Annotated in this window: 20 protein-coding genes; 17 read left to right on the top strand and 3 right to left on the bottom strand. The window is 71.3% G+C overall.

All coding sequences use genetic code 11. The features are described 5' to 3' along the window. Positions 1 to 92: 92 nt before the first annotated feature. From IG02_RS0101515 to IG02_RS0101540, 6 genes are all read left to right on the top strand, one after another. Positions 93 to 1,571, top strand: a complete 1,479-nt coding sequence (locus tag IG02_RS0101515) for a cellulose binding domain-containing protein (protein WP_030740607.1) — start codon at positions 93 to 95, stop codon at positions 1,569 to 1,571. Next, complete coding sequence (locus IG02_RS0101520; RefSeq protein ID WP_078854091.1) at positions 1,568 to 2,956, top strand: glycoside hydrolase family 6 protein; 1,389 nt, start codon at positions 1,568 to 1,570, stop codon at positions 2,954 to 2,956. The genes IG02_RS0101515 and IG02_RS0101520 overlap by 4 nt, the downstream gene beginning before the upstream one ends. A gap of 271 nt (positions 2,957 to 3,227) precedes the next feature. Further along, positions 3,228 to 6,038 carry a class III lanthionine synthetase LanKC gene (lanKC, locus tag IG02_RS0101525; RefSeq protein ID WP_051764286.1) on the top strand — a complete coding sequence of 937 codons (2,811 nt, stop codon included), beginning with the start codon at positions 3,228 to 3,230 and terminating at the stop codon, positions 6,036 to 6,038. Next, on the top strand, positions 5,983 to 6,111 hold the full coding sequence (locus IG02_RS0101530; RefSeq protein WP_030740614.1) for a SapB/AmfS family lanthipeptide: 129 nt from the start codon (positions 5,983 to 5,985) through the stop codon (positions 6,109 to 6,111). The genes lanKC and IG02_RS0101530 overlap by 56 nt, the downstream gene beginning before the upstream one ends. Positions 6,112 to 6,332: 221 nt before the next feature. Further along, positions 6,333 to 8,405, top strand: coding sequence for an ABC transporter transmembrane domain-containing protein (locus IG02_RS0101535; RefSeq protein ID WP_078854092.1), 2,073 nt, complete (start codon positions 6,333 to 6,335; stop codon positions 8,403 to 8,405). A gap of 146 nt (positions 8,406 to 8,551) precedes the next feature. After that, on the top strand, positions 8,552 to 10,384 hold the full coding sequence (locus IG02_RS0101540; protein WP_234314565.1) for an ATP-binding cassette domain-containing protein: 1,833 nt from the start codon (positions 8,552 to 8,554) through the stop codon (positions 10,382 to 10,384). Between the two features lie 70 nt (positions 10,385 to 10,454). On the opposite strand, the gene IG02_RS0101545 is transcribed toward IG02_RS0101540, so the two are convergent. Beyond that, positions 10,455 to 11,060 carry a response regulator transcription factor gene (locus IG02_RS0101545; protein WP_030740624.1) on the bottom strand — a complete coding sequence of 202 codons (606 nt, stop codon included), beginning with the start codon at positions 11,058 to 11,060 and terminating at the stop codon, positions 10,455 to 10,457. A gap of 322 nt (positions 11,061 to 11,382) precedes the next feature. Between IG02_RS0101545 and htpX the strand changes: the two genes are divergently transcribed. The 7 genes from htpX (at position 11,383) to IG02_RS41315 (ending at position 16,991) form a co-directional block, all read left to right on the top strand. Continuing rightward, a complete protein-coding gene (htpX, locus tag IG02_RS0101550) occupies positions 11,383 to 12,288 on the top strand; it encodes a zinc metalloprotease HtpX (protein ID WP_030740627.1) in 906 nt (301 codons plus the stop codon). Between the two features lie 73 nt (positions 12,289 to 12,361). Then, positions 12,362 to 12,946, top strand: a complete 585-nt coding sequence (gene pspAB, locus IG02_RS0101555; RefSeq protein WP_030740630.1) for a PspA-associated protein PspAB — start codon at positions 12,362 to 12,364, stop codon at positions 12,944 to 12,946. 143 nt (positions 12,947 to 13,089) lie between these two features. Beyond that, positions 13,090 to 13,224, top strand: a complete 135-nt coding sequence (locus tag IG02_RS43370; RefSeq protein ID WP_107055519.1) for a hypothetical protein — start codon at positions 13,090 to 13,092, stop codon at positions 13,222 to 13,224. Continuing rightward, on the top strand, positions 13,221 to 14,213 hold the full coding sequence (locus tag IG02_RS42420) for a hypothetical protein (RefSeq protein ID WP_051764287.1): 993 nt from the start codon (positions 13,221 to 13,223) through the stop codon (positions 14,211 to 14,213). The genes IG02_RS43370 and IG02_RS42420 overlap by 4 nt, the downstream gene beginning before the upstream one ends. Before the next feature lie 432 nt (positions 14,214 to 14,645). Then, positions 14,646 to 15,449, top strand: coding sequence for an SDR family oxidoreductase (locus IG02_RS0101570; protein ID WP_030740637.1), 804 nt, complete (start codon positions 14,646 to 14,648; stop codon positions 15,447 to 15,449). Positions 15,450 to 15,743: 294 nt separating this feature from the next. Further along, positions 15,744 to 16,634: a helix-turn-helix transcriptional regulator gene (locus IG02_RS0101575; protein ID WP_030740640.1), complete on the top strand. Its 891-nt coding sequence runs from the start codon at positions 15,744 to 15,746 to the stop codon at positions 16,632 to 16,634. A 192-nt stretch (positions 16,635 to 16,826) separates the two neighbouring features. After that, entirely contained in the window at positions 16,827 to 16,991 is a 165-nt protein-coding gene (locus IG02_RS41315; protein ID WP_158712220.1) for an alpha/beta fold hydrolase, read from the top strand. 144 nt (positions 16,992 to 17,135) lie between these two features. Here the strand turns inward: IG02_RS41315 and IG02_RS0101590 are convergent, their stop codons facing one another. After that, the gene (locus IG02_RS0101590; RefSeq protein ID WP_030740643.1) at positions 17,136 to 17,957 is read right to left on the bottom strand and encodes a helix-turn-helix domain-containing protein; all 822 of its coding nucleotides are present in this window, start codon (positions 17,955 to 17,957) and stop codon (positions 17,136 to 17,138) included. A 160-nt stretch (positions 17,958 to 18,117) separates the two neighbouring features. Here IG02_RS0101590 and IG02_RS0101595 point away from each other — a divergent pair, with 160 nt between their 5' ends. Then, positions 18,118 to 18,996, top strand: coding sequence for a hypothetical protein (locus IG02_RS0101595; RefSeq protein WP_199813935.1), 879 nt, complete (start codon positions 18,118 to 18,120; stop codon positions 18,994 to 18,996). A 78-nt stretch (positions 18,997 to 19,074) separates the two neighbouring features. Here the strand turns inward: IG02_RS0101595 and IG02_RS0101600 are convergent, their stop codons facing one another. After that, positions 19,075 to 20,136, bottom strand: a complete 1,062-nt coding sequence (locus IG02_RS0101600; protein ID WP_078854163.1) for a LacI family DNA-binding transcriptional regulator — start codon at positions 20,134 to 20,136, stop codon at positions 19,075 to 19,077. 426 nt (positions 20,137 to 20,562) lie between these two features. Here IG02_RS0101600 and IG02_RS0101605 point away from each other — a divergent pair, with 426 nt between their 5' ends. From IG02_RS0101605 to IG02_RS0101615, 3 genes are all read left to right on the top strand, one after another. Next, positions 20,563 to 21,486, top strand: a complete 924-nt coding sequence (locus tag IG02_RS0101605) for a carbohydrate ABC transporter permease (RefSeq protein ID WP_030740652.1) — start codon at positions 20,563 to 20,565, stop codon at positions 21,484 to 21,486. Positions 21,487 to 21,488: 2 nt separating this feature from the next. Beyond that, complete coding sequence (locus IG02_RS0101610) at positions 21,489 to 22,430, top strand: carbohydrate ABC transporter permease (RefSeq protein ID WP_030740655.1); 942 nt, start codon at positions 21,489 to 21,491, stop codon at positions 22,428 to 22,430. A 79-nt stretch (positions 22,431 to 22,509) separates the two neighbouring features. Beyond that, entirely contained in the window at positions 22,510 to 23,847 is a 1,338-nt protein-coding gene (locus IG02_RS0101615) for an ABC transporter substrate-binding protein (protein ID WP_030740658.1), read from the top strand. Positions 23,848 to 23,935: the final 88 nt, after the last annotated feature.

Consider the following 23,935-nt stretch of genomic DNA (forward strand, 5'->3'; position numbering starts at 1 on the left):
CTTCGGCGCTACCGTCGAACAGAACCAGTGGGAGCGCTTCCATCAGTCATACGCCGCGCCAGGCGGCGTATCGGCCACCGAGGAGTCGCTCCATGCGACCACCACCGCGCCTGCGAGCGCTGGTGGCCGCCGTGGCCCTGGCCATGGCGGGCACCGCCTTCGTACCGCAGGGCTCCGCGTCGGGAACCGCGGCTTCCTGCACCGTCGAGTACAGCGTGACCAGCCAGTGGAGCAACGGCTTCCAGGGCAGCCTCACGCTGACCAACCACGGGACACCGCTCGAGAACTGGTCCCTCGCCTTCGACTTCCCCGGGAGCCAGAAGGTGACCCAGGGCTGGAGCGCGAAGTGGTCCCAGTCCGGGAAGACCGTGACCGCGGTCAACGAGAGCTGGAACGGAAAGATCGCCACCGGTGGCTCGGTCAGCGCCGGCTTCACCGCCGCCACGTCGGGGTCCAACCCGGCACCGACGGCGTTCACGCTCAACGGCAGCGCGTGCACCGGGGACTCGGGGCCGACCGACCCGAACGAGCCGCCCCCTGACCCGTCGCCGGGCGGCACGCCCCCGAAGCTGCGCGTGTCCGGCAACAAGCTGGTGGACGAGAAGGGGGCGACCCGGCAGCTGCTCGGGGTCAACCGCTCCGGCGGCGAGTTCATGTGCGTCCAGGGCTACGGCGTCTTCGACGGCCCGGTGGACGACGCGTCCGTCAAGGCCATCGCGGACTGGAAGGTGAACGCCGTCCGGGTGCCGCTCAACGAGGAGTGCTGGCTGGGCCTGTCGCATGTGAACCCGGCCTACGCCGGCGCCAACTACATCACGGCGGTCAAGCAGTTCGTGGCGCGGCTGGAGGCGCACGGCATCACGCCGGTCCTCGAACTGCACTGGTCCAACGGGAAGTACACGGGCGGCGACAGCCACTGTCCGGACACCGAGTACGCGACCTGTCAGAAACCGATGCCGAACGCGCGGTACACGCCGGCCTTCTGGACGTCGGTGGCGCAGACGTTCAAGAACGATCCGGCGGTCGTCTTCGACCTGTTCAACGAGCCGTTCCCGGACCGGGCCACCTCGAACCTGACCGCGGCCTGGACCTGCTGGCGCGACGGCGGCACCTGCCCGGGGATCGACTACCCGGTCGCGGGGATGCAGTCGCTGGTGAACGCGGTGCGGGCCACCGGCGCCGGCAACCTGGTGCTCGTTCCGGGGATCGCGTACTCCAACGACATGCGCCAGTGGCTGTCGTACCGACCCACCGACCCGGCGGGCAACCTCGCCGCCGCCTGGCACACGTACAACTTCAACGTCTGCGCGAGCGAGAGCTGCTGGAACGAACAGCTCGCGCCGGTGGCGGCCCAGGTGCCGTTCGTGGCGGGTGAGATCGGCGAGAACACCTGCTCGCACGGCTATATCGACCGTGTCATGGCGTGGCTGGACGCCCGTGGCGCCTCGTACCTCGGCTGGACCTGGAACACCTGGGACTGTTCTTCGGGCCCCTCCTTGATCAGCGACTACAACGGTACGCCGACCTCCTTCGGCGTAGGACTCCGTGACCATCTGAAGGGACTGTCATGAGCCGCATCCCCACCCCCGCACGGCGAACACGGCACACCCGAACGGCGTTCCTCGGCGCCTGCGCGCTGATCGCCGCCGCGGCGGGCATGGTGACCTCGCCGGGCGGCGCCGCCGCCGCCGTGGCCGCGCCGGCCGCCAAGGTCGACAACCCCTACGCCGGCGCCGGGGTGTACGTGAACCCCGAGTGGTCCGCGAAGGCCGCCGCCGAACCGGGCGGCAGCCGCGTCTCCAACCAGCCGACCGGCGTCTGGCTGGACCGGATCGCCGCCATCCAGGGCGCGAACGGCAAGATGGGCCTGCGCGCACACCTGGACAGGGCGCTGCAACAGGCGGCGGGCAGGGCGTTCGTCGTCCAGCTCGTCATCTACAACCTGCCGGGCCGCGACTGCTCGGCGCTGGCGTCCAACGGCGAGCTGGGCCCGACGGAGATCGACCGTTACAAGACCCAGTACATCGACCCGATCGCCGCCATCCTCGCCGACAGCAAGTACGCGAACCTGCGGATCGTGACGACGGTCGAGATCGACTCCTTGCCCAACCTCGTCACCAACGTCACCCCGCGGCCCACCGTCACCCCGCAGTGCGACGTGATGAAGGCGAACGGCAACTACATCAAGGGCGTCGGCTACGCGCTGAACAAGCTGGGCTCCATCGGCAACGTCTACAACTACGTGGACGCCGGACACCACGGCTGGATCGGCTGGGACGACAACTTCAACGCCTCCGCCCAGATATTCAAGCAGGCCGCGACCGCCGAGGGCAGCACGGTCGACAACGTGCACGGCTTCATCGTCAACACCGCCAACTACGGCGCGACGAAGGAGAACAACTTCACCATCAACGACAACATCGCGGGCAAGTCCGTGCGTGAGTCGAAGTGGGTCGACTGGAACCGCTACGTCGACGAGCAGTCGTTCGCGCAGGCCTTCCGGCAGGAAGCGGTGAAGGTCGGCTTCCCCTCGGGCGTCGGCATGCTGATCGACACCTCCCGCAACGGGTGGGGCGGCTCCGCCCGGCCCTCCGGACCCGGCGCCCAGACCAGCGTGGACACCTATGTGGACGGCGGGCGGTACGACCGTCGGATCCACCTCGGCAACTGGTGCAACCAGTCCGGAGCCGGGCTCGGCGAACGGCCCAAGGCCGCGCCCGCGGCGGGCATCGACGCGTACGTCTGGATGAAGCCGCCGGGCGAGTCCGACGGCGCGAGCCGGGAGATCCCGAACGACCAGGGCAAGGGATTCGACCGGATGTGCGACCCGACCTACACGGGGAACCCGCGCAACAACAACAACATGTCCGGCGCGCTGCCCAACGCGCCGCTCTCCGGTGACTGGTTCTCCGCCCAGTTCCAGGAGCTGATGAAGAACGCCTACCCGGCGCTGTAGCTCCGCGACCGGCGAGGTCCGCGCGACCGGGCGGACCTCGCCGGGAGGAGTGCGCCCCTCATGAACGGCCCTCCCACCAGGGCCGCGGCACGGCACCCGCGGGGGCCGGTGGTCACTCGTGTCCACCGGCCCTTCCGTGTGTGCGCGTTTCTGCGTGTTTTCGAGCGAGTTACTCGTGCGTAGTCCATCACCGGGAGGTGACATCGGCGACTGTCTCGCCTTTCGGCCGCCATGACACGGTTGGCGCAGTCACCGGCCGAGGGAGCGCGTAGTGAACAAGGGGTACGCAGTGTTCTGCGACGCCGACCGGCATTTCTACGACGCGCCGCACCGCCTGTCCTCCACCGGCGGCACGGGCCGCGAGAAGCAGTACGAGGCCGCACGGCGGCCGGCGCCCGCCGGCTGGCAGGCGCACCGCACGGGAGACTGGCTGGCCTGGCGTCCGCTCGACGCGCGACTGCCCTCCCAGGGCTGGAAGATCCATGTGTCGGCGACCCTGGAGAACGCCGAGTCCGTACTGGACCGGGTGATCGACTACTGCGTCCCCCGCTCGCTCGCGTTCAAGTTCGTGCCGAGCCGATACCTGCTGCACACCCGCAACGCGAAGTACGCGGACCGTGCGGCCAGCGGCAAGTTCATCACCGTCTACCCGGCCGACACCGAGCGGTGCGGCACCGTGGCGGCGGAGCTGGACGCGCTGCTGACCGGAGAGCCGGGACCGTACATCCTGAGCGACCTGCGCTGGGGCGAGGGACCCGTGCACCTGCGCTACGGCAGTTTCACCCGGCGGAACTGCTACGACGCCGACGGCGAACTGCGCCCGGCCGTGGAGAACGCCGAGGGCAGGCTCGTACCGGACTTCCGGGGCCCGGTGTTCCGGATACCCGAGTGGGTGACCCCGCCGGACTTCCTCCGGCCGCACCTCGACGCGCGGAACGCCACGACGGTCACCGGCATGCCGTACACCATCGAGCGTGCCCTGCACTTCTCCAACGGCGGTGGCGTCTACGTGGGACACCACACCGGAACCGGCGAGCGGGTCGTCCTCAAGGAGGCCAGACCGCACGCCGGGCTGGCCGCGGACGGAGCCGACGCGGTGACCCGGCTGGAGCGGGAACAGGACGCGCTGGAACGGCTGTCGGGCCTCGCCTGCACCCCGGAGGTGCGGGACAGCTTCGAACTGGGCGGCCATCGCTTCCTGGTGCTCGAACACATCGAGGGCAAGCCGCTCAACACCTTCTTCGCCCGCCGGCACCCGCTGATCGACGCCGATCCGGACCCGGCGCGACTCGCCGAGTACACGGCGTGGGCGCTCAGGATCCACGGTCTGGTGGAGCGGGCCGTGGCGGCGGTGCACGAGCGCGGTGTCGTCTTCAACGATCTGCACCTGTTCAACATCATGGTGTCCGAGGACGAGTCGTCGGTGGTGCTGCTCGACTTCGAGGCGGCGGCCCCCGCCGAGCGGGGCGGCCGGCAGACCGTGGCCAACCCGGCGTTCGTGGCCCCGGCGGACCGGCGCGGCTTCGACGTCGACCGGTACGCGCTGGCGTGCCTGCGGCTCGCCCTGTTCATCCCGCTGACCAGCCTGTTCGCCATCGACCGCGGCAAGGCGGGACACCTCGCGGAGGTGATCGCGCGGCAGTTCCCGGTGGAGCGGGCGTTCCTGGACGAGGCCGTCGCCGAGATATGCCGGGAGCCGGCGGTGGCCGGATCCGGGGCATCGGAATCGGCATCGGCATCGGCCGGTACGCGAACCGGGACGGCCGGGACGAGGGCAGGGGCCGCCACCACGGGCGTTCCGTATCTGCCCGTCGAGCCCGGCGCGTGGCCGCGCAGCCGGGACTCCATGGCGCGGGCCGTCCTCGCCTCCGCCTCGCCCGACCGCGAGGACCGCTTCTTCCCCGGCGACATCGCCCAGTTCGGCACGGCGGGCGGTGGCCTGTCGTTCGGCTACGGCGCGGCCGGCGTGCTGTACGCGCTGGAGCGGAGCGGGGCCGGCCGGCACGGTCCGGCGGAGGAGTGGCTGCTGCTGAGAGCCAAGGACCCGGCCCCCGGGACCCCGCTCGGTTTCTACGACGGCCTGGCGGGCGTGGCCTGGACCCTGGACCGCCTCGGGCATCGCGAACAGGTGTGGGACCTGGTCGACCTGACGTTACGTCAGGCATGGCGGGAGCTGCCGCCCGACCTGCACGGAGGTGCCGCCGGGCTCGGTCTCGCGCTGAGTGATCTCGCCGTGGCCTCCGGCGAGCGAAGGCTGCACGAGGCGGCACTGCGCTGCGCGGACCGGGCGGCTTCCGCCGTCTCCGGTACCCTGGCCGGCGCCGACGGTGACGTGGCGGGGCAGGCCGGCGGAATGCCGCGCGGAGCCGACGGTCTGCCACGCGCCGGGCTGCTGTACGGCGCCTCGGGCACCGCCCTGCTGTTCCTGCGCCTGTACGAGCGCACCCAGGACACCGCGCTGCTCGACCTCGCCGCCGTCGCGCTCCGCCGCGACCTGGCCCGGTGCAGGCACGGCGCCGGCGGCACCCTCCAGGTCGACGAGGGCTGGCGCACCATGCCGTACCTGGGCGCGGGCAGCGTCGGCATCGGCATGGTGCTGGACGACTACCTCGCGCACCGCCCGGACGAGGAGTTCGAGCGGGCGCGCGGTGAGATCGTCCGGGCGGCGCAGGCCACCTTCTACGCACAGCCGGGCCTCTTCCGCGGCGCCGCGGGCATGGTGCTGTACCTCAGCCGCACCACGGCCGGCGGCCCGGGCACCCAAGAGGCGGACGTACGGCGGCAGATCGACGCCCTCTCCTGGCACGCCATGACGTACCAGGGCCATCTCGCCTTTCCCGGCGAACAGATGATGCGGCTGTCCATGGACCTGTCGACCGGCACCGCCGGCTGTCTCCTGGCGCTCGCCGCCGCGCACGACCCAACGGCGCACCTGCCGTTCCTGCCGCCACTCAGGCGGCCCCAGAGCCGGCTCCCACCGGGGAGCCGTAACCGAAACACATCGTCCCCACAAGAGAGGAAACACCATGAACCTGCTCGAGCTTCAGTCGATGGAGACCCCGAAGGAAGAGGCCACGGGTGACGTCGCCACCGGCAGCCGCGCGAGCCTGCTGCTCTGCGGTGACAGCAGCCTGAGCGTCACCACCTGTAACTGACGTCGTGACGTCGGCGACGTGTCGCTGCTGACACGTCGCCGGCGTCCTGGCACGGCGTCGTCGCGTCGACGGCATGACGCCGACGGCGTGACGACGCCGTGACATCGACGCCTGACAAGGAGGTCCCGGGCGGCTCGCCGCCCGGGACCTTCCCGCGCGTTCGCGCCACCTGTCCCGCCCCGGCCCTTGTCTCCCCCGGCTCCGAGGAGGACCGCTTTCCGATGGTGCTTCCGCGTCGCGGCACCCGAGCCTCGCGGGCGTCCGCGCCCGAAGCCGGGCCCGCGCCCGGATCCGCGCCCGGATCCGAGCCCCCGTCCGCTCCCGGTGCCTGCCCCGGGCCGCCCCCCGCACCCGCATCCGGTTCCCCGGCGCCACCGACCGGTACGAGCCTGCTGCTCGGCGCCGCCCGGCACAGCGCGGGCCGTACCTTGGCGGTGTTCCTCTGCTCCGCCGCGTCGGCCGCCGCGTCGCTCGCCGCGCCCGCGCTCCTCGGCCGGACCCTGGACCTGCTGCTCGGCCGGGACGACTCCGCCGATTTCTGGCTCACCGTCTGCGCCGTCGTGATCACCGCGGAAGTGCTCCTGGACGCTGTGGTGGCCTGGCTGAGCGGTACGGTGGCCGCCCGTTCGACCGCCTGGCTGCGCGTCCGCGGCCTGCGGGCCGTCCTCGACGCGCGCCCCGAGGACGGCGCCCGTTTCTCCCCCGGCGACCTGACGACCCGGCTGTCCGCGAACGCGACGGAGGCCGGCAACGCGCCCGTGACGGTGGCCGCCCTGGCCGCGTCGCTGCTCGCGCCGGCCGGCGCGCTCGTCGCCCTCTTCCTGATCGACGTGTGGACGGCGGTCGCCTTCCTCGTCGGCCTGCCCCTGCTGGTGCTGGTACTGCGCGCGTTCACCCGGGACTCCTCCGAGAGCGTCGCGCGGTACCAGCGGGTGCAGTCGGACCTGGCGGCCCGGCTGCTGGAGGCGCTGGGCGGCGCGCGGACCATCGCCGCCGCCGGAGCCGAGGGCCGGGAGCGCGCCCGGATCCTGGCGCCGCTGGCGGAACTCTCCGCGCAGGGCCGGCGGATGTGGCTCGTGCACGGCCGGGCGGTCGCCCGCGGCGGTGTGCTGATGCCGCTGCTGACGACAGCCGTTCTGGCGGTCGGCGGTCTGCGGGTGGCGGCGGGCCGGATCAGCGTCGGGGAACTGCTCGCGGTGTCCCGGTACGCGGCACTGGCGGCCGGGGTCGGAGCGGTGGCGGGGCTGCTGGGCACCCTCGTACGGAGCCGGTCCGCGGCGCGCAGGACCGCCGGACCGGCCGCGCTGCCCGCCCTGGCGTACGGGGCCGGGTCCCTGCCGCCCGATGGCCCCGGCACGCTCGAACTGCGGGGCGTCACGGTCGTACGCGAGGGCCGGGCGCTGCTGTCCGACGTGGAGCTGCGGATTCCCGGCGGCGCGTCGGCGGCGGTGGTGGGACGGTCGGGCGCGGGCAAGTCGATGCTGGCCGCCGTGGCCGGGCGGCTCACCGATCCGGACGAGGGGGAGGTCCTGCTGGACGGCGTGCGCCTGGAGACAGTGGCACGGGATCCGTTGCGCCGGGAGGTCGGGTACGCCTTCGAACGCCCGGTGCTGTTCGGTGACACGATCACCGAGGCCCTGGCCGACGGGCCCGGGCGGATCCCGGAGAGCGTGGTGCGCTCGGCCGCGCGGGCCGCGAGCGCGGACGCGTTCGTCCGGCTGCTGCCGCGGGGGTACGCCACTCCACCGGGGCGCGCCCCGCTGTCCGGGGGCGAGCTGCAACGGCTGGGCCTGGCCCGGGCGTTCGCGCGGGCCGGCCGGCTGCTGATCCTCGACGACGCGACCTCCAGCCTGGACACGGTGACCGAGCGCCAGGTGGAACGGTCCCTGGCCCGGCGGGTCCGCCCGGGCACCCGGCTGGTCGTCGCGCACCGGCTGTCCTCGGCGGCGCGGGCGGACCTGGTCATCTGGCTGGAGAACGGGCGGGTGCGCGCGGTGGGGCCGCATACGGAACTGTGGCGGGACCCGGAATACCGCGGGATCTTCACCACACCAGGGCCAGCGGCGGACCGGGACCGGGCAGAGGGCGCAGCCCGGGCCGACGGCGGAGCCCGGGCCGAGGGCAGGGCACGGCAGGAGCGCGAGGGCGGGTCCCGGGATCGAGATCGGGGCCGGGGCCGGGGCCGGGGCCGGGCTCCGGCGTCAGCGGCCGGACCGCGACCGGATCCGGCGTCGGCGCCCGTGCCCGGCACCGCGGGCCGCCCCGCCCCCGCGACGGATCGGACGGAGCCGTGACCGCCGCCGGACCGCGACCCGGCAGCCGGCCCGCCCGGCCGGACACCGGCCGGTCCGCGGGCCCGAGCGCCGGGCGGAGTGCCGGGCAGGGGGCGCTGCGCCGCGTTCTGCCTCCGGGCCGTCGCTTCCTCGGCCGAAGGAAAGGGGTGCTGTACCGGCTGGCCGGCTGGTCCCTGCTGGAGTCCGCCCAGACCTTCCTCGGCGGCTACTGCGTGGCGCGGGCGCTCGACGGCGGGTTCCTGGCCGGACGTACGGCGCTCGGTCTGGCCTGGCTGGCCGTGGCGGCGGCCGCGATCCTGACCGGTGGTCCGCTGCTGCGCGGGGTGTTCGGCCAACTGGCCGCGCTGGTGGAGCCGTTGCGGGACGCTCTGGTGCGCCGGGCCGTGGAACGGGCGCTGCACGGCGCGATCACCGATCCGGCCCGCGCGGACGCCGGCGCCGTCTCCCGGCTGACGCATCAGACGGAGATCGCGCGGGACAGTTTCGCCGGGCTGGTCCTCACCGCCCGGTCCTTCGTCTTCACGGCGGTGGGGGCGCTGGCCGGGCTGTTCACCCTCGCGCCGCGGTTCCTGCTGGTGGTGCTGCCGCCACTGACGCTGGGCCTGCTGCTGTTCCTGGCCACGCTGGCGCCGATGGCCGCCGCCCAGCGCACGTACCTGACGGCCGACGAGGCCCTCGCGGACCGGGTCGGCGCGATCGGCTCGGGGCTGCGGGACATCGCCGCGTGCGGGACCTCGGCACGGGCGGCGGAGCGTACGGGAGAGCTGATCGACGCGGGGGCCGACGCGGCACGGGCGCTGGCTCGCTGGGCGGCCGTGCGCACGCTGGCACTGGGGGTGGCCGGACAATCCCCGGTGCTCCTGCTGCTGGTGACCGCTCCGTGGCTGGTGCGGCAGGGGGTCACCGCGGGGGCGCTGGTGGGGGCGCTGACCTACCTGGTCCAGTCGCTGCTGCCCGCCCTGCACACCCTGATGACGGCGCTCGGGGCGGCCGGGACGCGGCTGCTGGTCGTAATGGACCGGTTCACGGACCCGGCGGCCGGAGACGGCCGTGCCCGGAAAGCACACCGGTCTCCGGGCGAGCCCACACGGGGCGGCGAGGCCGTCGGCCTCGGCACGGACGGGGGGACAACCCCGCTCCCGGCCACCCCGTCGGGCAGGGCCGGCGGGCAGCCCGCGGTCATCGAGCGGGCCGCGGTCACCGGGCAGGGAACCGGACCGGTGTCCCTGCCGATCCTTCCGGGCTCGGGCTCGGACTCACGGCCGGTGCCCGCCGCCGAGGTGCGCGGCGTGACCCTGGCGTACGGCCCCGGCGCGCCCCCGGTCCTCGACCGTCTCGATCTGTTGGTCGACCAGGGCGAGCACGTGGCGGTGGTGGGGCCGAGCGGCATCGGCAAGTCGACCCTCACCGGGGTCCTCGCGGGGCTGCTCGCTCCGGACGGCGGATCCGTCCTGCTGGCGGGCCGGCCGGTGGCGGGCCGGGACGCCCGTGAACTGGCGGCCCTGCGCGTCCTGATTCCGCAGCAGGCGTACGTCTTCAGCGGTACGGTCCGGGACAACCTGGCGTACCTGCGCCCCGACGTGCCGGACGACGAGCTGCGTCGCGCCGTCACCGCGCTGGGCGCCGAGGAGCTGGTGGGCCGGCTCGGCGGGCTCGCCGCCCCGGTCGAGCCCGCCAGGCTCTCCCAGGGCGAACGCCAGTTGCTGTCGCTGTGCCGGGCCCATGTGGCGTCCGCGCCGCTCCTGGTCCTCGACGAGGCCACCTGCCATCTGGACCCGGCCGCGGAGGAGCGCGTCGAACTCGCGCTGGCCGCGCGTCCCGGGACGCTGATCGTCGTCGCGCACCGCCTGTCGTCCGCGCGCCGGGCGGACCGGATCCTCGTCCTGGACGGGACGAGGCCCGCGTACGGTACGCACGACGAGCTGTTGACCGTGTCCCCGCTCTACCGTGATCTGGCGGGTCACTGGCAGGACGGCTGACACGGAACGGACCGGCCCGGTGCCGCGGCAGCCCGCGCCGTGCCGTGTCGTGCCGTCGTGCCGTGCCGTGTCACAGCCAGCCGGCGCCTTGGGATATCCGAACAGCGTCCAACCGGTTCCGTCCGCCGACCTTTCGTATCGCGGCCGCCAGATAGTTGCGTATCGTTCCTTTGGACAGATGCAGCGACCTCGCGATTTCCTCGATCGAAGCCCCTTCGGCGGCCTGCGCGAGAACGCTGAGTTCCCGAGGCGTCAACGGCATCTCCGCCGCCTGGAGAAAATCGAAAGCGAGTGATTCATCAATGAATCTCTCGCCTCTCGCCACTCTGTGGATACCCTCCACTAATCTCTGCGGTTCCCCGTCCTTGTTGATGTATCCGAGGGCTCCCGCGTCAAAGGCCTTGCGAAGAGCGCCGGGCTTCCGGGCACCGGCCAGGACGAGGAGTGCCGGGTCATCGGCCAGGTCACCCCGGCCGACAGACTTCCCGCACACTCTTCCGAGGGAATCAAGACAATCGATGTCGGCCACATAGACGTCCGGCGTCCTGCCGTGCACCGCGCGGAATCCCGTCCGTCCACTTCCCGATGACACCTCGAACGCAGATTCGGAGCGCAACAGCGCCACCAGAGCCGAGCGAATCAATCCCCCATTGTGTACCACCAGGACCCGGATCATGGCCCTACCCCCCTCATACCGTCGACTTCCTGCACAGCAGCGAACTCGTTTACCCTGTTCTACCTCCTTCGCACACGCGTCACCGTTCTGTAATACACGAAGAACCCCGGCTCAGGGCAGCACACGAGTCACTTTCCAGAAGGTTGTGAGCCGGGCGTACAGCAGTGCGCCTCCATGCGCCCCAACGTTCCGGCCACACAACCGGGGGATCCGGCCACCCAGGGCCTCGACCGCGCCCTTCGCCCCACTTTCCAGCCACTCATACCGTTTCAGCGGAAACGGAGGAAAATTAACTCAGGAGCAGAGGCACGGGAGGCCGACGATGACACGAACCCGCTACACCCCGGACCGTGGGCTGACCACGCGCATGGTCACCACCATGTTCCTGATCGGTCTGCTCTACGTGGTCCTGGTCGGTGTCCTGCTCGCGGTCCTGAACCACGCCTGGCCGATCATCCTGATCGTCGCGGGCGGTCTGTTCGTCGCCCAGTTCTGGTTCAGCGACCGCATCGCGGCCTTCGGCATGGGGGCGCACGAGGTGACGCCCGAGCAGGCCCCCGAGCTGCACGGCGCCGTCGACCGGATCTGCGCGCTGGCCGACATGGAGAAGCCGCGGGTGGCGATCGCGCGGAGCGACATCCCCAACGCCTTCGCCACCGGCCGCAGCGAGCGCACGGCCCTGGTCTGCGCGACCACCGGCCTGCTGCGCCGGCTGGAGCCCGAGGAGCTGGAAGGCGTCCTCGCGCACGAGATGTCACACGTGGCGCACCGGGATGTCGCCGTGATGACCATCGCCTCGTTCCTGGGCGTGCTGGCAGGGCTGATGACCCGGATCGCGCTGTACAGCGGATTGTCCAGAAGCAATCAGAGCGCGAGCCCTGCCGGCATCGTGATCATGCTGATACCGCTGGTCAGCGCGGTGGTCTACGTGATCGGCTTCCTGCTGACCCGGCTGCTCTCCCGCTACCGCGAGCTGTCCGCGGACCGGACCGCCGCCCTGCTCACGGGCCGCCCCTCGGCGCTCGCCTCGGCGCTGACCAAGGTGAGCGGCCAGATGGCGCGGATCCCGACGGAGGACCTGCGCAAGGCGGAGCCGTACAACGCCTTCTTCTTCGTACCGGCGTTCTCCTCGAAGGAGAGCCTGAGCCGGCTGCTCTCCTCCCACCCGACGCTGGAGCAGCGGCTGGACCAGCTCGCCCGTATCTCCGAGGAGCTGGCCCGGCCGTGACGCCCACCACCCGCTGACAGGGCCCGTCCCCCCGTACGAGCCCGTCCCCCGTACGACACGAGAGGCAGGTCCCATGGGTCTGCTCGACGCCATCCTCGGCCGCAGCAAACCGGTCCGCCCCGATCTCGACCAGCTCTTCGCCCTGCCGTCCGCCGCGCTCACGCTCCAGGCTGGCGCCGGGCTGACGCCCACCGGGCTCGGCTCGGTCTGTTTCGCGGGCGTGGAGGGCGGCGGATTCGCACGAATCCGCCAGGACGTGCGGGAACTGCTCGACGCGAGCGCCGGGCAGGGCGGGCACCCGGTCGAATTCAGCCAGGACGGCTACGGCTACACCTGGCTGCTGGTCCGCAGGCCCTCCGAGGACACGGCGTCCCTGGTCAATGACCTGCACGCGGTCAACACCTTGCTCCAGGACGGGGGATTCGGGCCACAGCTGCTGTGTTCACTGCTGGGCTTCCGGGACGACGAGGAACGGCGGCTCGCCCTCGTCTACCTCTACAAGCGGGGCTCCTTCTACCCCTTCGCCCCCGTCCCCGGCGGCGCCGAGAAACGCGACAGCCAGCGAGAACTCCAGGTCAGGGCACTGCTCGGGAACGACCTGCGGATCGAACCGGATCTGGCCCGCTGGTTCCCGGTCTGGGGCGCGCCGGGCCTGTGACGGCCGGACCGCCCTCCGGAGGGAACCCGAAAGGCACTCGGTCGACGTACCCCCGAGCCTGCCCCGGCCGTGCTCGCCTGTACGCGACCTGAGTACGTCACGGCCGGGCCGGGGCCGGACGGCGCGGAGGGTGATACTTGAAGGTGACCCTTCACCGAGTGCTGGTCGTCGAGGACGACCACGGACTGCGTGAGGTGCGGCTGCGCCGCAAACTGCGCGACGTGGGCGGTGACCGCGGCATCGGCACCGTGCGCGGCGTGGGCTACCGGTTCGGATGAGGGCTCCGCGCCGAGGGTGGCGCCGCTTCCGGCCGGGTACTCTGCGCGGGCGTCTGGCCCTGCTGGCCCTGTTCACGACCGCGGCCTGGGTCGTCATCCTCACGGTCGTCTTCAACATCGCGCTGGGCGGACGGCTGCGCGCCGAGGCCGACGACCTGCTCCGCACCAGGGCCACCGCGGTCACGGCCACGGTGCAGGTACGCCCCGACCATTCGCTCGGCGTCACCGAACCGGCGGACGACCGCGCCCTCGACACCGGTGTCTGGATCTATCAGGGCCGGCAGGTGCTGGAGCGCCCGCCCGCGCCCGCCGGGGTACAGCGCGCGGTGGACACACTGGCCGGCCGCCATGACGTCTTCGAGGAGACCGGCGATCCGGCCACCACACGCTTGTACGCACGGCCGATCCATACCGACGGGCATCAGGTGGGGACCGTGGTGACCGCCGTGGACCTCGCCCCGTACCGGCACACCGCGCAATCGGCTCTCGTGGGCTCGATCGGGCTGGCCCTGCTGCTGCTCGGTGGCGTGTACCTGGTGAGCCGCGCCACGGTCGGGCGCGCCCTGCGGCCGGTGACCGAGATGACCCGCCGGGCGGCCGAGTGGAGCGACCACGACACGGGCCGCCGCTTCGGCACCGTACCGCGCGCGGGGGAGCTCGACGCGCTCGCCGGCAACCTCGACGAACTGCTCGACCGGCTCGCCGCCGTCCTCCGCCACGAACAGCAACTGGCCTCGGAGCTCTCCCACGAGCTGCGCACACCCCTGGCGCGGATCACGGCCGAGACGGACTGGCTGCTGGCCCGTGAGCGCGGCGCGACCGCCGGCGACTTCCTCACCAAGCCCATCGCCAAGGGCGGCCTCGACCTCGGCACGGCGGGTTCTTCGGCCGTACTCCTCGCCGTCCTCTTCTGCCTCATGAGCTACGCCCTCCTGCGAGAGAGGAAGCACACCGCCACGCGAAACGAACTGGTGACGGAGCAGACCTGAGTTCGCCCGGTCCCCCCAATCACACTACGAGTTCAACTTCGGTAACGGGTCGATTCACGACGACGATGCCGGGGCGCGATACAGATCAAAGCAATCAAGAAAATGACTGCGCAGGAGGGGATTTGTTGCAGCGTGAGCCAGCGCACCAGGCAGGGGGGTCTCACAGTACCTGTATCACCAGGGTCTCCCAGACGTCCAGGACGCCTGTCAACCTGTTTGAGTCGGCTCCCAGCTACACAGAGGAGAAGTAACGGATCCACGGGAGGCGCGCACGGCGGCCGCCCGAGAACCCGTCCCAGGCGCCCTGAACGAAAGCGCCGACAACACTCCAGGGACACGCACTGCAGCTTTACCCCCCATCAGTTCAATTAAGTCGCACCGGACGCGCGACCGTGTCAGCACATGCTTCCACGGCAGAAGGGATGAAGACCAATGGCGGACAACCAGTTCACCACTCACGCAGACCTTTTCGATCTGAGTGGGAAGTACGCACTTGTCACTGGCGGCACCAGGGGCATAGGGATGATGATAGCGCGCGGCCTTCTGCAGGCGGGCGCCCGCGTCATTATCAGCTCACGCAAGGCGGACACGTGCGCGGAGGCACAGCATCTACTGTCCGAATTCGGCGACGTTCACGCAATCCCCGCCGACCTGTCCAGGTACGACGAGTGTCAGCGCCTCGCTGATCTTGTCAAGGTCGACTCGGAACGCCTGGACATCCTCGTCAACAACGCGGGAGCGATGTGGCGCGAGCCGCTGGAGACGTTCCCGGACGAGGCCTGGGACACAGTGATCGACCTCAACCTCAAGTCGCCGTTCTGGCTGGTGCAGGCGCTGCTCCCGGTACTTCGCAGGGCGGGCACCGCCGACGATCCCGCGCGGATCATCAACATCGGCAGTATCGCCGCGATCCACGTCGCCGAGTCGCCCAACTACTCGTACGCCAGCAGCAAAGCGGCACTCCATCAACTCACCAGGGTCCTTGCCAGAGAACTGGGCCCACAGCACGTCACGGTGAACGCGGTAGCCCCAGGACCTTTCCCGTCGCGGATGATGGCGGCCACGCTCGATGCCATCGGCGACACGATCGCGGCGAAGGCCCCTCTGCGCCGGCTCGGCCGCGACGACGACATGGCGGGTATCGCCGTGTTCCTCGCCAGCCGGGCCGGAGCTTACCTCACGGGCACCATCATCCCGATCGACGGCGGCATCGCCACGACCGCATCAGGTACCTAGGCGTCGGCGCGAGGCTCTGCCGGCGGCCGACGGGCCCCGTGGGCAGCGGAAAACGACGACGTCGAGTTCGCGACCAAACCCCAGCAGGCCCGGGCGGTCCATGCCGGCCGCCGCATGGCTGGGCGGCACCCGCGCCGCGGTCGCCCCGCAGACGGCCTCGGCGAACACCACGCGTGTCGACGCGGCCCTTCTCCCGCCGCGGCGCTGGGCGCATGCCGCGTGTGAGGGGGTGCGTAGCCGTCGGGGTACCAGCAGTACCTCCCTTCGCCTGCGGACCGGGCCTATGGTGAAGGGGTGGCCACGATCGATCTGCGCACCGAGATCAAGGAGTTCCTGAGCTCGCGTCGCGCGCGGATCGCGCCCGAGCGGGCCGGACTGCCCGCCTACGGCGGCAACCGCCGGGTCAAAGGTCTGCGTCGCGAAGAGGTGGCTCTACTAGCAGGGGTATCGGTCGACTACTACGTGCGTATGGAGCGCGGCAGCCTCACCGGCGCCTCCGACGGGGTGCTCGACGCGTTGGCCTCCGCCTTGCAACTTGACGAGGCCGAGCACGATCACCTATTCCACCTTGCGCGGCGGTCCAGGGCGTCCGGCGGTCCACGCCGCCGGCGACCCGCCGTGACGGTGCGTCCGGCGCTTCAGCAGGTGCTCGACGCCATCACCGATGCGCCGGCTTGGATTTGCAACGGCCGTTATGACGTGCTGGCCATGAATCAACTTGCCCGCGCGCTGTATTCACCGGTGCTGGCCGACACGCGACGGCCGGCGAACACCGCGCGGTTCGTGTATCTGGATCCCGAAGCGGCAAGAACGTTCTTCGTCGACTATGACCGACTCGCCTGCGATGTGGCCGCGAAGCTACGCATGGAAGCCGGCCGCAATCCGCACGACGAGGAGCTGATCGCCCTAGTCGGTGAATTATCGACACGCAGTGAACTATTTCGGCAGCGGTGGGCATCCCAGGACGTTCGGCTCCACCGGTCCGGACGCAAGCGTGTGCACCATCCGGTAGTGGGCCAGCTCGACTTGGACGTCGAGTCGATGGAGCTGCCTGCCGAACCCGGCCTGCTCCTGAACGTCTACACCGCGCCCGCCGGCACGGCGACCGCGGACGGTCTAGCCCTATTGGTGTCGTGGGCGGCCAGCCAGGATGGGCCGACGACCGAGATTCAAGAACTCAGCTGATATTCCAAAGTCGTTGTTGGCGACGCAGGTGTTCCCGGACCGAGCATCTGGGAGCCCGCCGGGATACTCGCGAAAGGGGCCGGCGAGCCAGCTCGAAGACCTCCGCCGCGCGGAGTGCCACAAGGTCTTCTCCGAGCAGATCGGCACCCGCGTCAAGGTCCGGCCCGAGCTAAGGACTACCCGGTACTGACCATGCCCCTGCTCGGAATCGGTGGCAAGTACTACGAGCTCCTTCTCGCGCAGATGGAGGGATTGGCGGCGGAGGCGCGCTACATCGAGTTGAAGGGGGCGGGCCACTATCTCGCCGAGGAACGCCCCGACGACATCGTGCGGGAACTCACCGCCTTCTTCGCGTAACGGCGCCGATCGTGAAGGCGAGAGCGGGGACCTCCAGCGGTACGGGGAGCGATCCAACCGCCCCGGGGCAGGTCGCCGGGCTCACCGCGGGGCAGGTCGCCGGGCCAGGCCACCCGCCGCGCCCGTCCCCGCGGCGCCCGCCGGTCATCCCTTCGCGAAGTCCCTGAGCGCCGCCTCCTCCGCGCTCCCCCGCTCCGCCGTGTAGACGAGCAGGCTCAGCTCCGCGTCCTGCGGGAAACGGGTGACCTCGTAGGTCAGGGTGAGCGGTCCGGCCTCCGGGTGTTCGACGCGTTTGACACCGTACGCCTTGGTCCTGACCGTGTGCCGTGCCCAGTGCCGCCGGAACTCCTCGCTCCGCGCGCTCACCTCCTCGACCAGTTCCCACAGTTCGGGATCGTCGGGGTGGGTGCCGGCCGCGATCCGCAGGTGCCCGACCGCCTCGCGGGCGATCGTGTCGACGTCCGGGTAGCGGCGGCCGATCTCCGGGTCGAGCAGGTGGAGCCGGACCAGGTTGCGCTCGCGCGGCGGGAGGCGGCCGAAGTCGGTGATCAGCGCGCACACCGGGCCGTTCCAGGCGAGTACGTCCATGCGCCGCCCCATGACCAGGGCCGGCGCGCTGATCCAGTCCAGCAGCCGCCACACCTCCGGGCGCACGGCGTCCTCGCCCGCCGCCGCGCCGTGCGACGTCTCGGGGCGTGCCAGGCGGAACAGGTGGTCACGCTCGTCCTGGTCGAGCCGGAGCGCGTCCGCGACGGCGCCCAGCACGGCGTCGGAGACGCCGCGGTTGCGGCCCTGCTCCAGCCGTACGTAGTAGTCGACACTCACGCCCGCCAGATGTGCCAGTTCCTCCCGGCGCAAGCCCGGCACCCGGCGCAGCCCGGCCCCGGAGGCGAATCCGGCGTCCTCGGGACGGATCCTGGCCCGGCGCGACCGGAGGAAGTCCCCCAACTCTCCTCTTGTCCTCATGAGTTCATTCTCACCGCACCTGGTACCGGCGGTCCCTGGGTACTGCGGACCCCTGGCAGCACGGAGCACCGTGACCGAGCCGGTCGAGGCGTCAGCATGGGAAGGGCCGGCCCGCGCGGCGGGGGAAGAGCACCAGGGGAACGGAAGGACGGGACGTCGTATGAGACGCGAGAGCGGACTCGGTGGCAGCGGTGGCGGAGCCGGGAACCACCCGGGCGGGAACGGCGGGCGGCGCGGTCGCGGCCGGGTGGGAACGACGGCCGGTGCGACGGTGGCGCTGCTGCTCGCGCTCACCGCCGGCGCGCCGGGCACGGGCGCCGCCGCGCACGGGCCGCCGCCCGACCCCGCGCCCGGCGGGCCCGTGCGGCCGTACGAGCCCGATGTCCCGGGGCCGCGCAATGCCGACACGCTCGGCGCCACGATCGTCCCGGACGGCGGTACGGCCCGAGGCGTGCGGGTGGCCTTCGACCGTACGAGCCGGGCGGAGACGGGCGGCGCCCCGGCGGGCGCGCGGCGCTTCGTGTTCCTCTTCGACCGCTCGCTCGCCTTCCGCCCGGAGGCGTTCCCGGTGTGCGCGCGCTCGCTGATCGAGGAGAAGGGCGTGACCGCGTGCCCCGAGGGCTCACAGGTCGGCCGCGGCACGGCCCACGCGTATCCGGAGGGCACGGCGGAGGTTTTGGCCTTCAACACCCGTTACGACAGTGGGGCGCGGGGCGCGCTGGTGGTCATCCCGGCCACGGGCGCGCTCCTGGAACTGACCTGGGAACGGGTCACTCCGTATTACGAACGGCGCGGCTACCGCTGGGCCCTCGACGAGATCCTGCCTCCGAGCGCCGTCCCGCCGCAGGAGCGGGCCGGCACCGCCCGCTTCCGGTTGGAGTGGGGGGCGAGGCGGGAGGGGGACGGCGGGACGGTCAGCTTCGCCGAGTCGTCCGTCCGGCCGGGCGAGCGGCGGCAGCGGATCGGGCTGTGGAGCTGGTTCGTGACCGGTCAGATCGCGCTCCCGGAGACGACGGCCGTACGGCGGTCGGCCCCCTGACGATCCGCCGGGCACGGCGCCGGCGATCACTGGTATCGACGACGGCACCGGCACCGGCACCGCAACAGCATCGGCGGCCTACGGCGCGGGCGGATTCGGGGGTGTCCGCGGCGTGGGCGAGGCCGGAGGCGGAGGCGGAGCCGAGGGCGTGGACCGGCCCGGCGGCGGGGCCGTGCTCCGGCGGATCACCATGCGCGTGGGCACCAGTGTCGTACCGCGTTCGTCCGTGCCCGTGCCGATCTGGCGCAGGGCGCCCTCCACGCAGCGGCGCCCGACCTCCGCGAAGTCCTGGTGCACGGTCGTCAGCGGGGGCATGTACGAGCCGGCGTCCGGGATGTCGTCGAAACCGACCACGCTGACCTGGTCCGGTACCCCGCGCCCGCTTTCGCGCAGGGCGCGCAGCAGCCCCAGTGCCATCTGGTCGTTGGCCGCGAAGACGGCGCTGCAGCCGGGCTCGCGGGCGAGCCGGAGCCCGGCCCGGTAGCCCGACTCGGCCGACCAGTCGCCGCGCAGCAACTCCGGCACCTCGCGGCCCGCCTCCCGCAGTGTGGCCCGCCAGGCGTCGGCCCGGCGCTGCGCGGCGAAGGAGTCCTCGGGGCCCGCGAGGTGCCAGACCGTCGAGTGGCCCAGGTCCAGCAGGTGCCGTACGGCCTCCCTGGCGCCGCCCGCCTGGTCGGTGTCGACCACGCTGTACCGGTCGCCCGCGTCGGAGTCGGCCACCACCACGCCGACGTTGGGCGGCAGCGAGACCGTGGCCGCGTCCAGGAGATGCACTTCCATGATGACGATGATGGCGTCCACGGCCAGTTCGCCCAGCCGGGTGAAGGCGCCCCGCACCTCGTCCTGGGTCGGGATCGCGACCGGGAGCAGGGTGGTGGCGTACCCCTGTTGTGCCGCCGAGGTCGCGATGGCCTCCAGGGTGCGGACGTTGCCGGTGGTGGAGAGGGTGAACAGGATGATGCCGAGGGTGCGGAACTCGCCCCGTTTCAGGGCGCGGGCGGCGCTGTTGGGCCGGTAGCCCAGTTCCTTCATCGCGTCCAGCACCTGCTGCCGGGTCGCTTCCACGACGCCGGGATGGCCGTTGGACACCCGGGAGACGGTCTGCGAGGAGACCCCGGCGCGCCGGGCGACGTCGGCCATGGAGACCCGGCGCCGCCGGCGCGGCGGCCCGTCGCCCGACGCGCGCCACGTGCCGCCCGCGCTCCCCGTACCTCGCGCGCTCACCTCATGCGCCGCGCCCGCCGCGTCCCCCTTACTCCCCGCGCTCCCCTTACTCCCCGCGCCGGAGCGCGCCGACGGAGCGTCCGCCTCCGCAGCGTCCGCCCCGGTGGCATCCACGGTCTCCTCCACCCCGACCTCGTCTTCCTCGCTCGTCGACCTCCCGGTGACCGAATTGGCCCCGTCAGGAATCTTGACGCCTCCCGGAGCGAATGTAAGCATCCCACCCATCGATGTTTACGTAAACATCCGCACCGGCGGCCACGTGCGTACCGCGCCACGCCGAGCGCGTTTCCACCCCTGCCGCTCGCGGTGGGGTGCCCGAGAACGACCAGCGAGGAACTGCCCATGACGGCACTGTCACCCCCCGCCGCGAAGGGCCGCCCGGTCCGCCGCGGCGGACTTCAGCGCAGGCGAGCCTGGGTCGGATGGGGTTTCGTCGGCCCCTTCATGGCGGTCTTCGCCCTGGTGTTCCTCGCGCCGATCGGCTACTCCCTCTACCTGAGCCTCTTCCGGAACCAGCTCGTCGGCGGCACCTCGTTCGTCGGCCTGGACAACTACCGGCGGGCGATGGAGGATCCCCAGTTCTGGTCCGCGCTCGGCCGCGTGAGCCTCTTCCTGGTCGTCCAGGTGCCGGTGATGCTGGGGATCGCGCTCCTCGTGGCCCTGGCCATCGACAGCGGCCGGCTCTACGGCAAGGGCTTCTTCCGCATCGCGATCTTCCTGCCCTACGCCGTGCCCGCCGTGGTCGCCTCCCTGATGTGGGGCTTCATGTACGGCACGCGCTTCGGCCTGGTCGGCAACATCAACGACGCGTTCGGCGTCGAACTGCCCAACCCGCTCTCCCCGGATCTGGTGCTCGCCTCCATCGGCAACATCGTCACCTGGGAGTTCGTCGGCTACAACATGCTGATCTTCTACTCCGCGCTGCGGGTGATCCCGCACGCCCTGTACGAGGCCGCGGAGATCGACGGCGCGGGGCAGCTGCGGATCATCACCGCGATCAAACTCCCCGCCATCCGGGGCGCGCTGGCCGTCGCCACCATCTTCTCGATCATCGGGAGCTTCCAGCTCTTCAACGAGCCGAGCATCCTCAAGCCCCTGGCGCCCAACGCGATCACCACGTACTTCACCCCCAACTCCTACACGTACTCGCTGGCCTTCGCCGGTCAGCAGCACAACTACGCGGCCACGGTGGCGATCGTCATGGGTGTCCTCACCATGGTCATCGCCTATGTCGTGCAGCTCCGCGGCATGCGAAAGGAAGCGTGACGATGGGAGCCACCGCCCCCACCACCGTGGCCCCGCCGACGGACCGCCGGCCACGTCCCGCCGCCCGGCTGCGCGCTCCGCGCAGCCGGCACAGCGTCGACCGCCCCCGCCGCAGCGCGCTGCTCACCGTGCTCACCGGACTCGTCCTCGTCTACGCGCTGGTGCCGCTGATCTGGCTGGCCATGGGCGCCACCAAGAGCCAGGAGGGCCTGCTCGACTCCTTCGGCCTCTGGTTCGACGACGACTTCGCGCTGTGGAGCAACATCGCCGACACCCTCACCTACGACGACGGCGTCTTCGTCCGCTGGCTGCTGAACACCCTGCTGTACGTGGCGGCGGGCGCGGGCGGCGCGACGTTCCTCGCGGTGCTCGGCGGCTACGCGCTGGCCAAGTTCGACTTCCCCGGCAAGCGCGGTGTCTTCGCCGTCGTCATCGGGGCGGTCGCGGTGCCCACCACCGCGCTGGCCGTCCCCACCTTCCTGATGTTCAGCGAGATGGGGCTGACCAACACCCCCTGGGCGGTGATCATCCCCTCGCTGATCTCGCCCTTCGGCCTCTACCTGATGTGGGTCTTCGCCTCGGAGGCGATCCCCGTCGAACTGCTGGAGGCCGCGCGCATCGACGGCGCGGGCGAGATGCGCACCTTCTTCACGGTGAGCCTGCCGCTGCTCGGCCCGGGCATCGTCACCGTCCTGCTGTTCACCATGGTCGCGACCTGGAACAACTACTTCCTCCCGCTGATCATGCTCAAGGACCCGGACTGGTACCCGCTCACGCTGGGACTCGACGCCTGGAACGACCAGGCCGCCACCAACGGCGGCGAGGCCATCTTCAACCTGGTGATCACCGGCTCACTGCTCACCATCGTGCCGCTGATCGCCGCGTTCCTGCTGCTCCAGCGGTACTGGCAGTCGGGGCTCGCCGCCGGCAGCGTCAAGGAGTGAGACCCCCGCGGGACCTCCGGCCCGCACCCCCTTTCCCGGGCTTTCGGCAGTTCTCTGACAACGAAGTGAGATGACTCTGATGAACAACGCATCGCGGCGCGTCCTGCGCGGCGGCACCGTGCTGGCCTCCGCCCTCACGCTGGCGCTCTCCCTGACGGCCTGCGGTTCCTCCGACGACGGTTCGGAGTCGAGCCCCGCCGACGTCGACGCGGCGCTCGCCGAGGGCGGCAGCCTCACCGTCTGGACCTGGGACCTCACCATGAAGCAGGTGGCGAAGGACTTCGAGGCCGCGCATCCCAAGGTGAAGATCAACTTGGTCAACGCCGGTACCAACAAGGACCAGTACACCGCGCTCGAGAACGCGATCTCGGCCGGCAAGGGCGTGCCCGACGTGGCGCAGATCGAGTACTACGCGCTGGGTCAGTTCTCGCTGAGCAAGTCCCTGGCCGACCTGTCCGCCTACGGTGCGGACGAGCTGGCCGACTCCTACTCGCCGGGCCCCTGGAACGCGGTGGCGTCCGGCGACCAGGTCTACGCGCTGCCGCTGGATTCCGGTCCGATGGCCCTCTACTACAACAAGAAGGTCTTCGACAAGCACGGCATCGCGGTGCCGAAGACCTGGGACGAGTACGTCGACGCGGCCAGGAAACTGCACAAGGCCGACCCGAAGGTCTTCATCACCAACGACGCCGGTGAGCCCGGGTTCGCCACCAGCCTGATCTGGCAGGCGGGGGGCCGCCCCTACAAGGTGGACGGCACCAAGGTCTCCGTCGACTTCTCCGACGCGGGCAGCAGGACCTATGCCGACACCTGGCAGAAGCTGCTCGACGACAAGCTGGTGGCGCCGGTCGTCTCCTGGAGCGACGAGTGGTTCAAGGGACTGGCCGACGGTTCCATCGCCACGCTCGCCACCGGCGCCTGGATGCCCACGAACCTGGAGACGGGCGCGGCCTCGGCCGCCGGTGACTGGCGCGTCGCGCCCCTGCCGCAGTGGAAGGCCGGGGCCGCCGTCAGTGCCGAGAACGGCGGCAGCTCGCTCGCCATCCCCGCGGCGAGCAAGAACAAGGAACTCGCCTACGCGTTCCTGGAGTACGCCAACGCCGGAGCCGGTGTGAAGTCCCGGGTGGACGACGGGGCGTTCCCGGCGACCACGGCCGAGCTGACGTCGAAGGAGTTCCTCGCCAAGAAGTTCGACTACTTCGGCGGCCAGGAGGCCAACAAGATCTTCTCCGAGTCGGCGTCCCAGGTCCCCGACGGCTGGTCGTACCTGCCCTTCCAGGTCTACGCGAACTCGATCTTCAACGACAACGTGGGCAAGGCGTACGCCTCGAACACGACGCTGTCCCAGGGGCTCGCCCAGTGGCAGAAGGCGTCCATCGCCTACGGCAAGGAACAGGGCTTCACCGTCGGCGACTGACCGGCCGGGCGCACGGGGTACGCGGGGGGCGGCGCACGCCTCCCGCGTACCCCGGACCGGTAAACCCACCGCACCCCCGTACGACCCC

It is taken from the genome of Streptomyces sp. NRRL F-5135 (assembly GCF_000719775.1).
Taxonomy (GTDB): domain Bacteria; phylum Actinomycetota; class Actinomycetes; order Streptomycetales; family Streptomycetaceae; genus Streptomyces; species Streptomyces hebeiensis.

Coding starts and splice junctions, on each gene's coding strand:
- IG02_RS42420 (WP_051764287.1), top strand. CDS start 13,221: ATGAGGGCTCCGCGCCGAGGGTGGCGCCGCTTCCGGCCGGGTACTCTG.
- IG02_RS0101545 (WP_030740624.1), bottom strand. CDS start 11,060: ATGATCCGGGTCCTGGTGGTACACAATGGGGGATTGATTCGCTCGGCT.
- IG02_RS0101590 (WP_030740643.1), bottom strand. CDS start 17,957: ATGAGGACAAGAGGAGAGTTGGGGGACTTCCTCCGGTCGCGCCGGGCC.
- IG02_RS0101570 (WP_030740637.1), top strand. CDS start 14,646: ATGGCGGACAACCAGTTCACCACTCACGCAGACCTTTTCGATCTGAGT.
- IG02_RS41315 (WP_158712220.1), top strand. CDS start 16,827: ATGCCCCTGCTCGGAATCGGTGGCAAGTACTACGAGCTCCTTCTCGCG.
- IG02_RS0101515 (WP_030740607.1), top strand. CDS start 93: ATGCGACCACCACCGCGCCTGCGAGCGCTGGTGGCCGCCGTGGCCCTG.
- IG02_RS0101595 (WP_199813935.1), top strand. CDS start 18,118: ATGAGACGCGAGAGCGGACTCGGTGGCAGCGGTGGCGGAGCCGGGAAC.
- htpX (WP_030740627.1), top strand. CDS start 11,383: ATGACACGAACCCGCTACACCCCGGACCGTGGGCTGACCACGCGCATG.
- IG02_RS0101605 (WP_030740652.1), top strand. CDS start 20,563: ATGACGGCACTGTCACCCCCCGCCGCGAAGGGCCGCCCGGTCCGCCGC.
- IG02_RS0101615 (WP_030740658.1), top strand. CDS start 22,510: ATGAACAACGCATCGCGGCGCGTCCTGCGCGGCGGCACCGTGCTGGCC.
- pspAB (WP_030740630.1), top strand. CDS start 12,362: ATGGGTCTGCTCGACGCCATCCTCGGCCGCAGCAAACCGGTCCGCCCC.
- IG02_RS0101520 (WP_078854091.1), top strand. CDS start 1,568: ATGAGCCGCATCCCCACCCCCGCACGGCGAACACGGCACACCCGAACG.
- IG02_RS0101535 (WP_078854092.1), top strand. CDS start 6,333: ATGGTGCTTCCGCGTCGCGGCACCCGAGCCTCGCGGGCGTCCGCGCCC.
- IG02_RS0101530 (WP_030740614.1), top strand. CDS start 5,983: ATGAACCTGCTCGAGCTTCAGTCGATGGAGACCCCGAAGGAAGAGGCC.
- IG02_RS0101600 (WP_078854163.1), bottom strand. CDS start 20,136: ATGGCCGACGTCGCCCGGCGCGCCGGGGTCTCCTCGCAGACCGTCTCC.
- IG02_RS0101610 (WP_030740655.1), top strand. CDS start 21,489: ATGGGAGCCACCGCCCCCACCACCGTGGCCCCGCCGACGGACCGCCGG.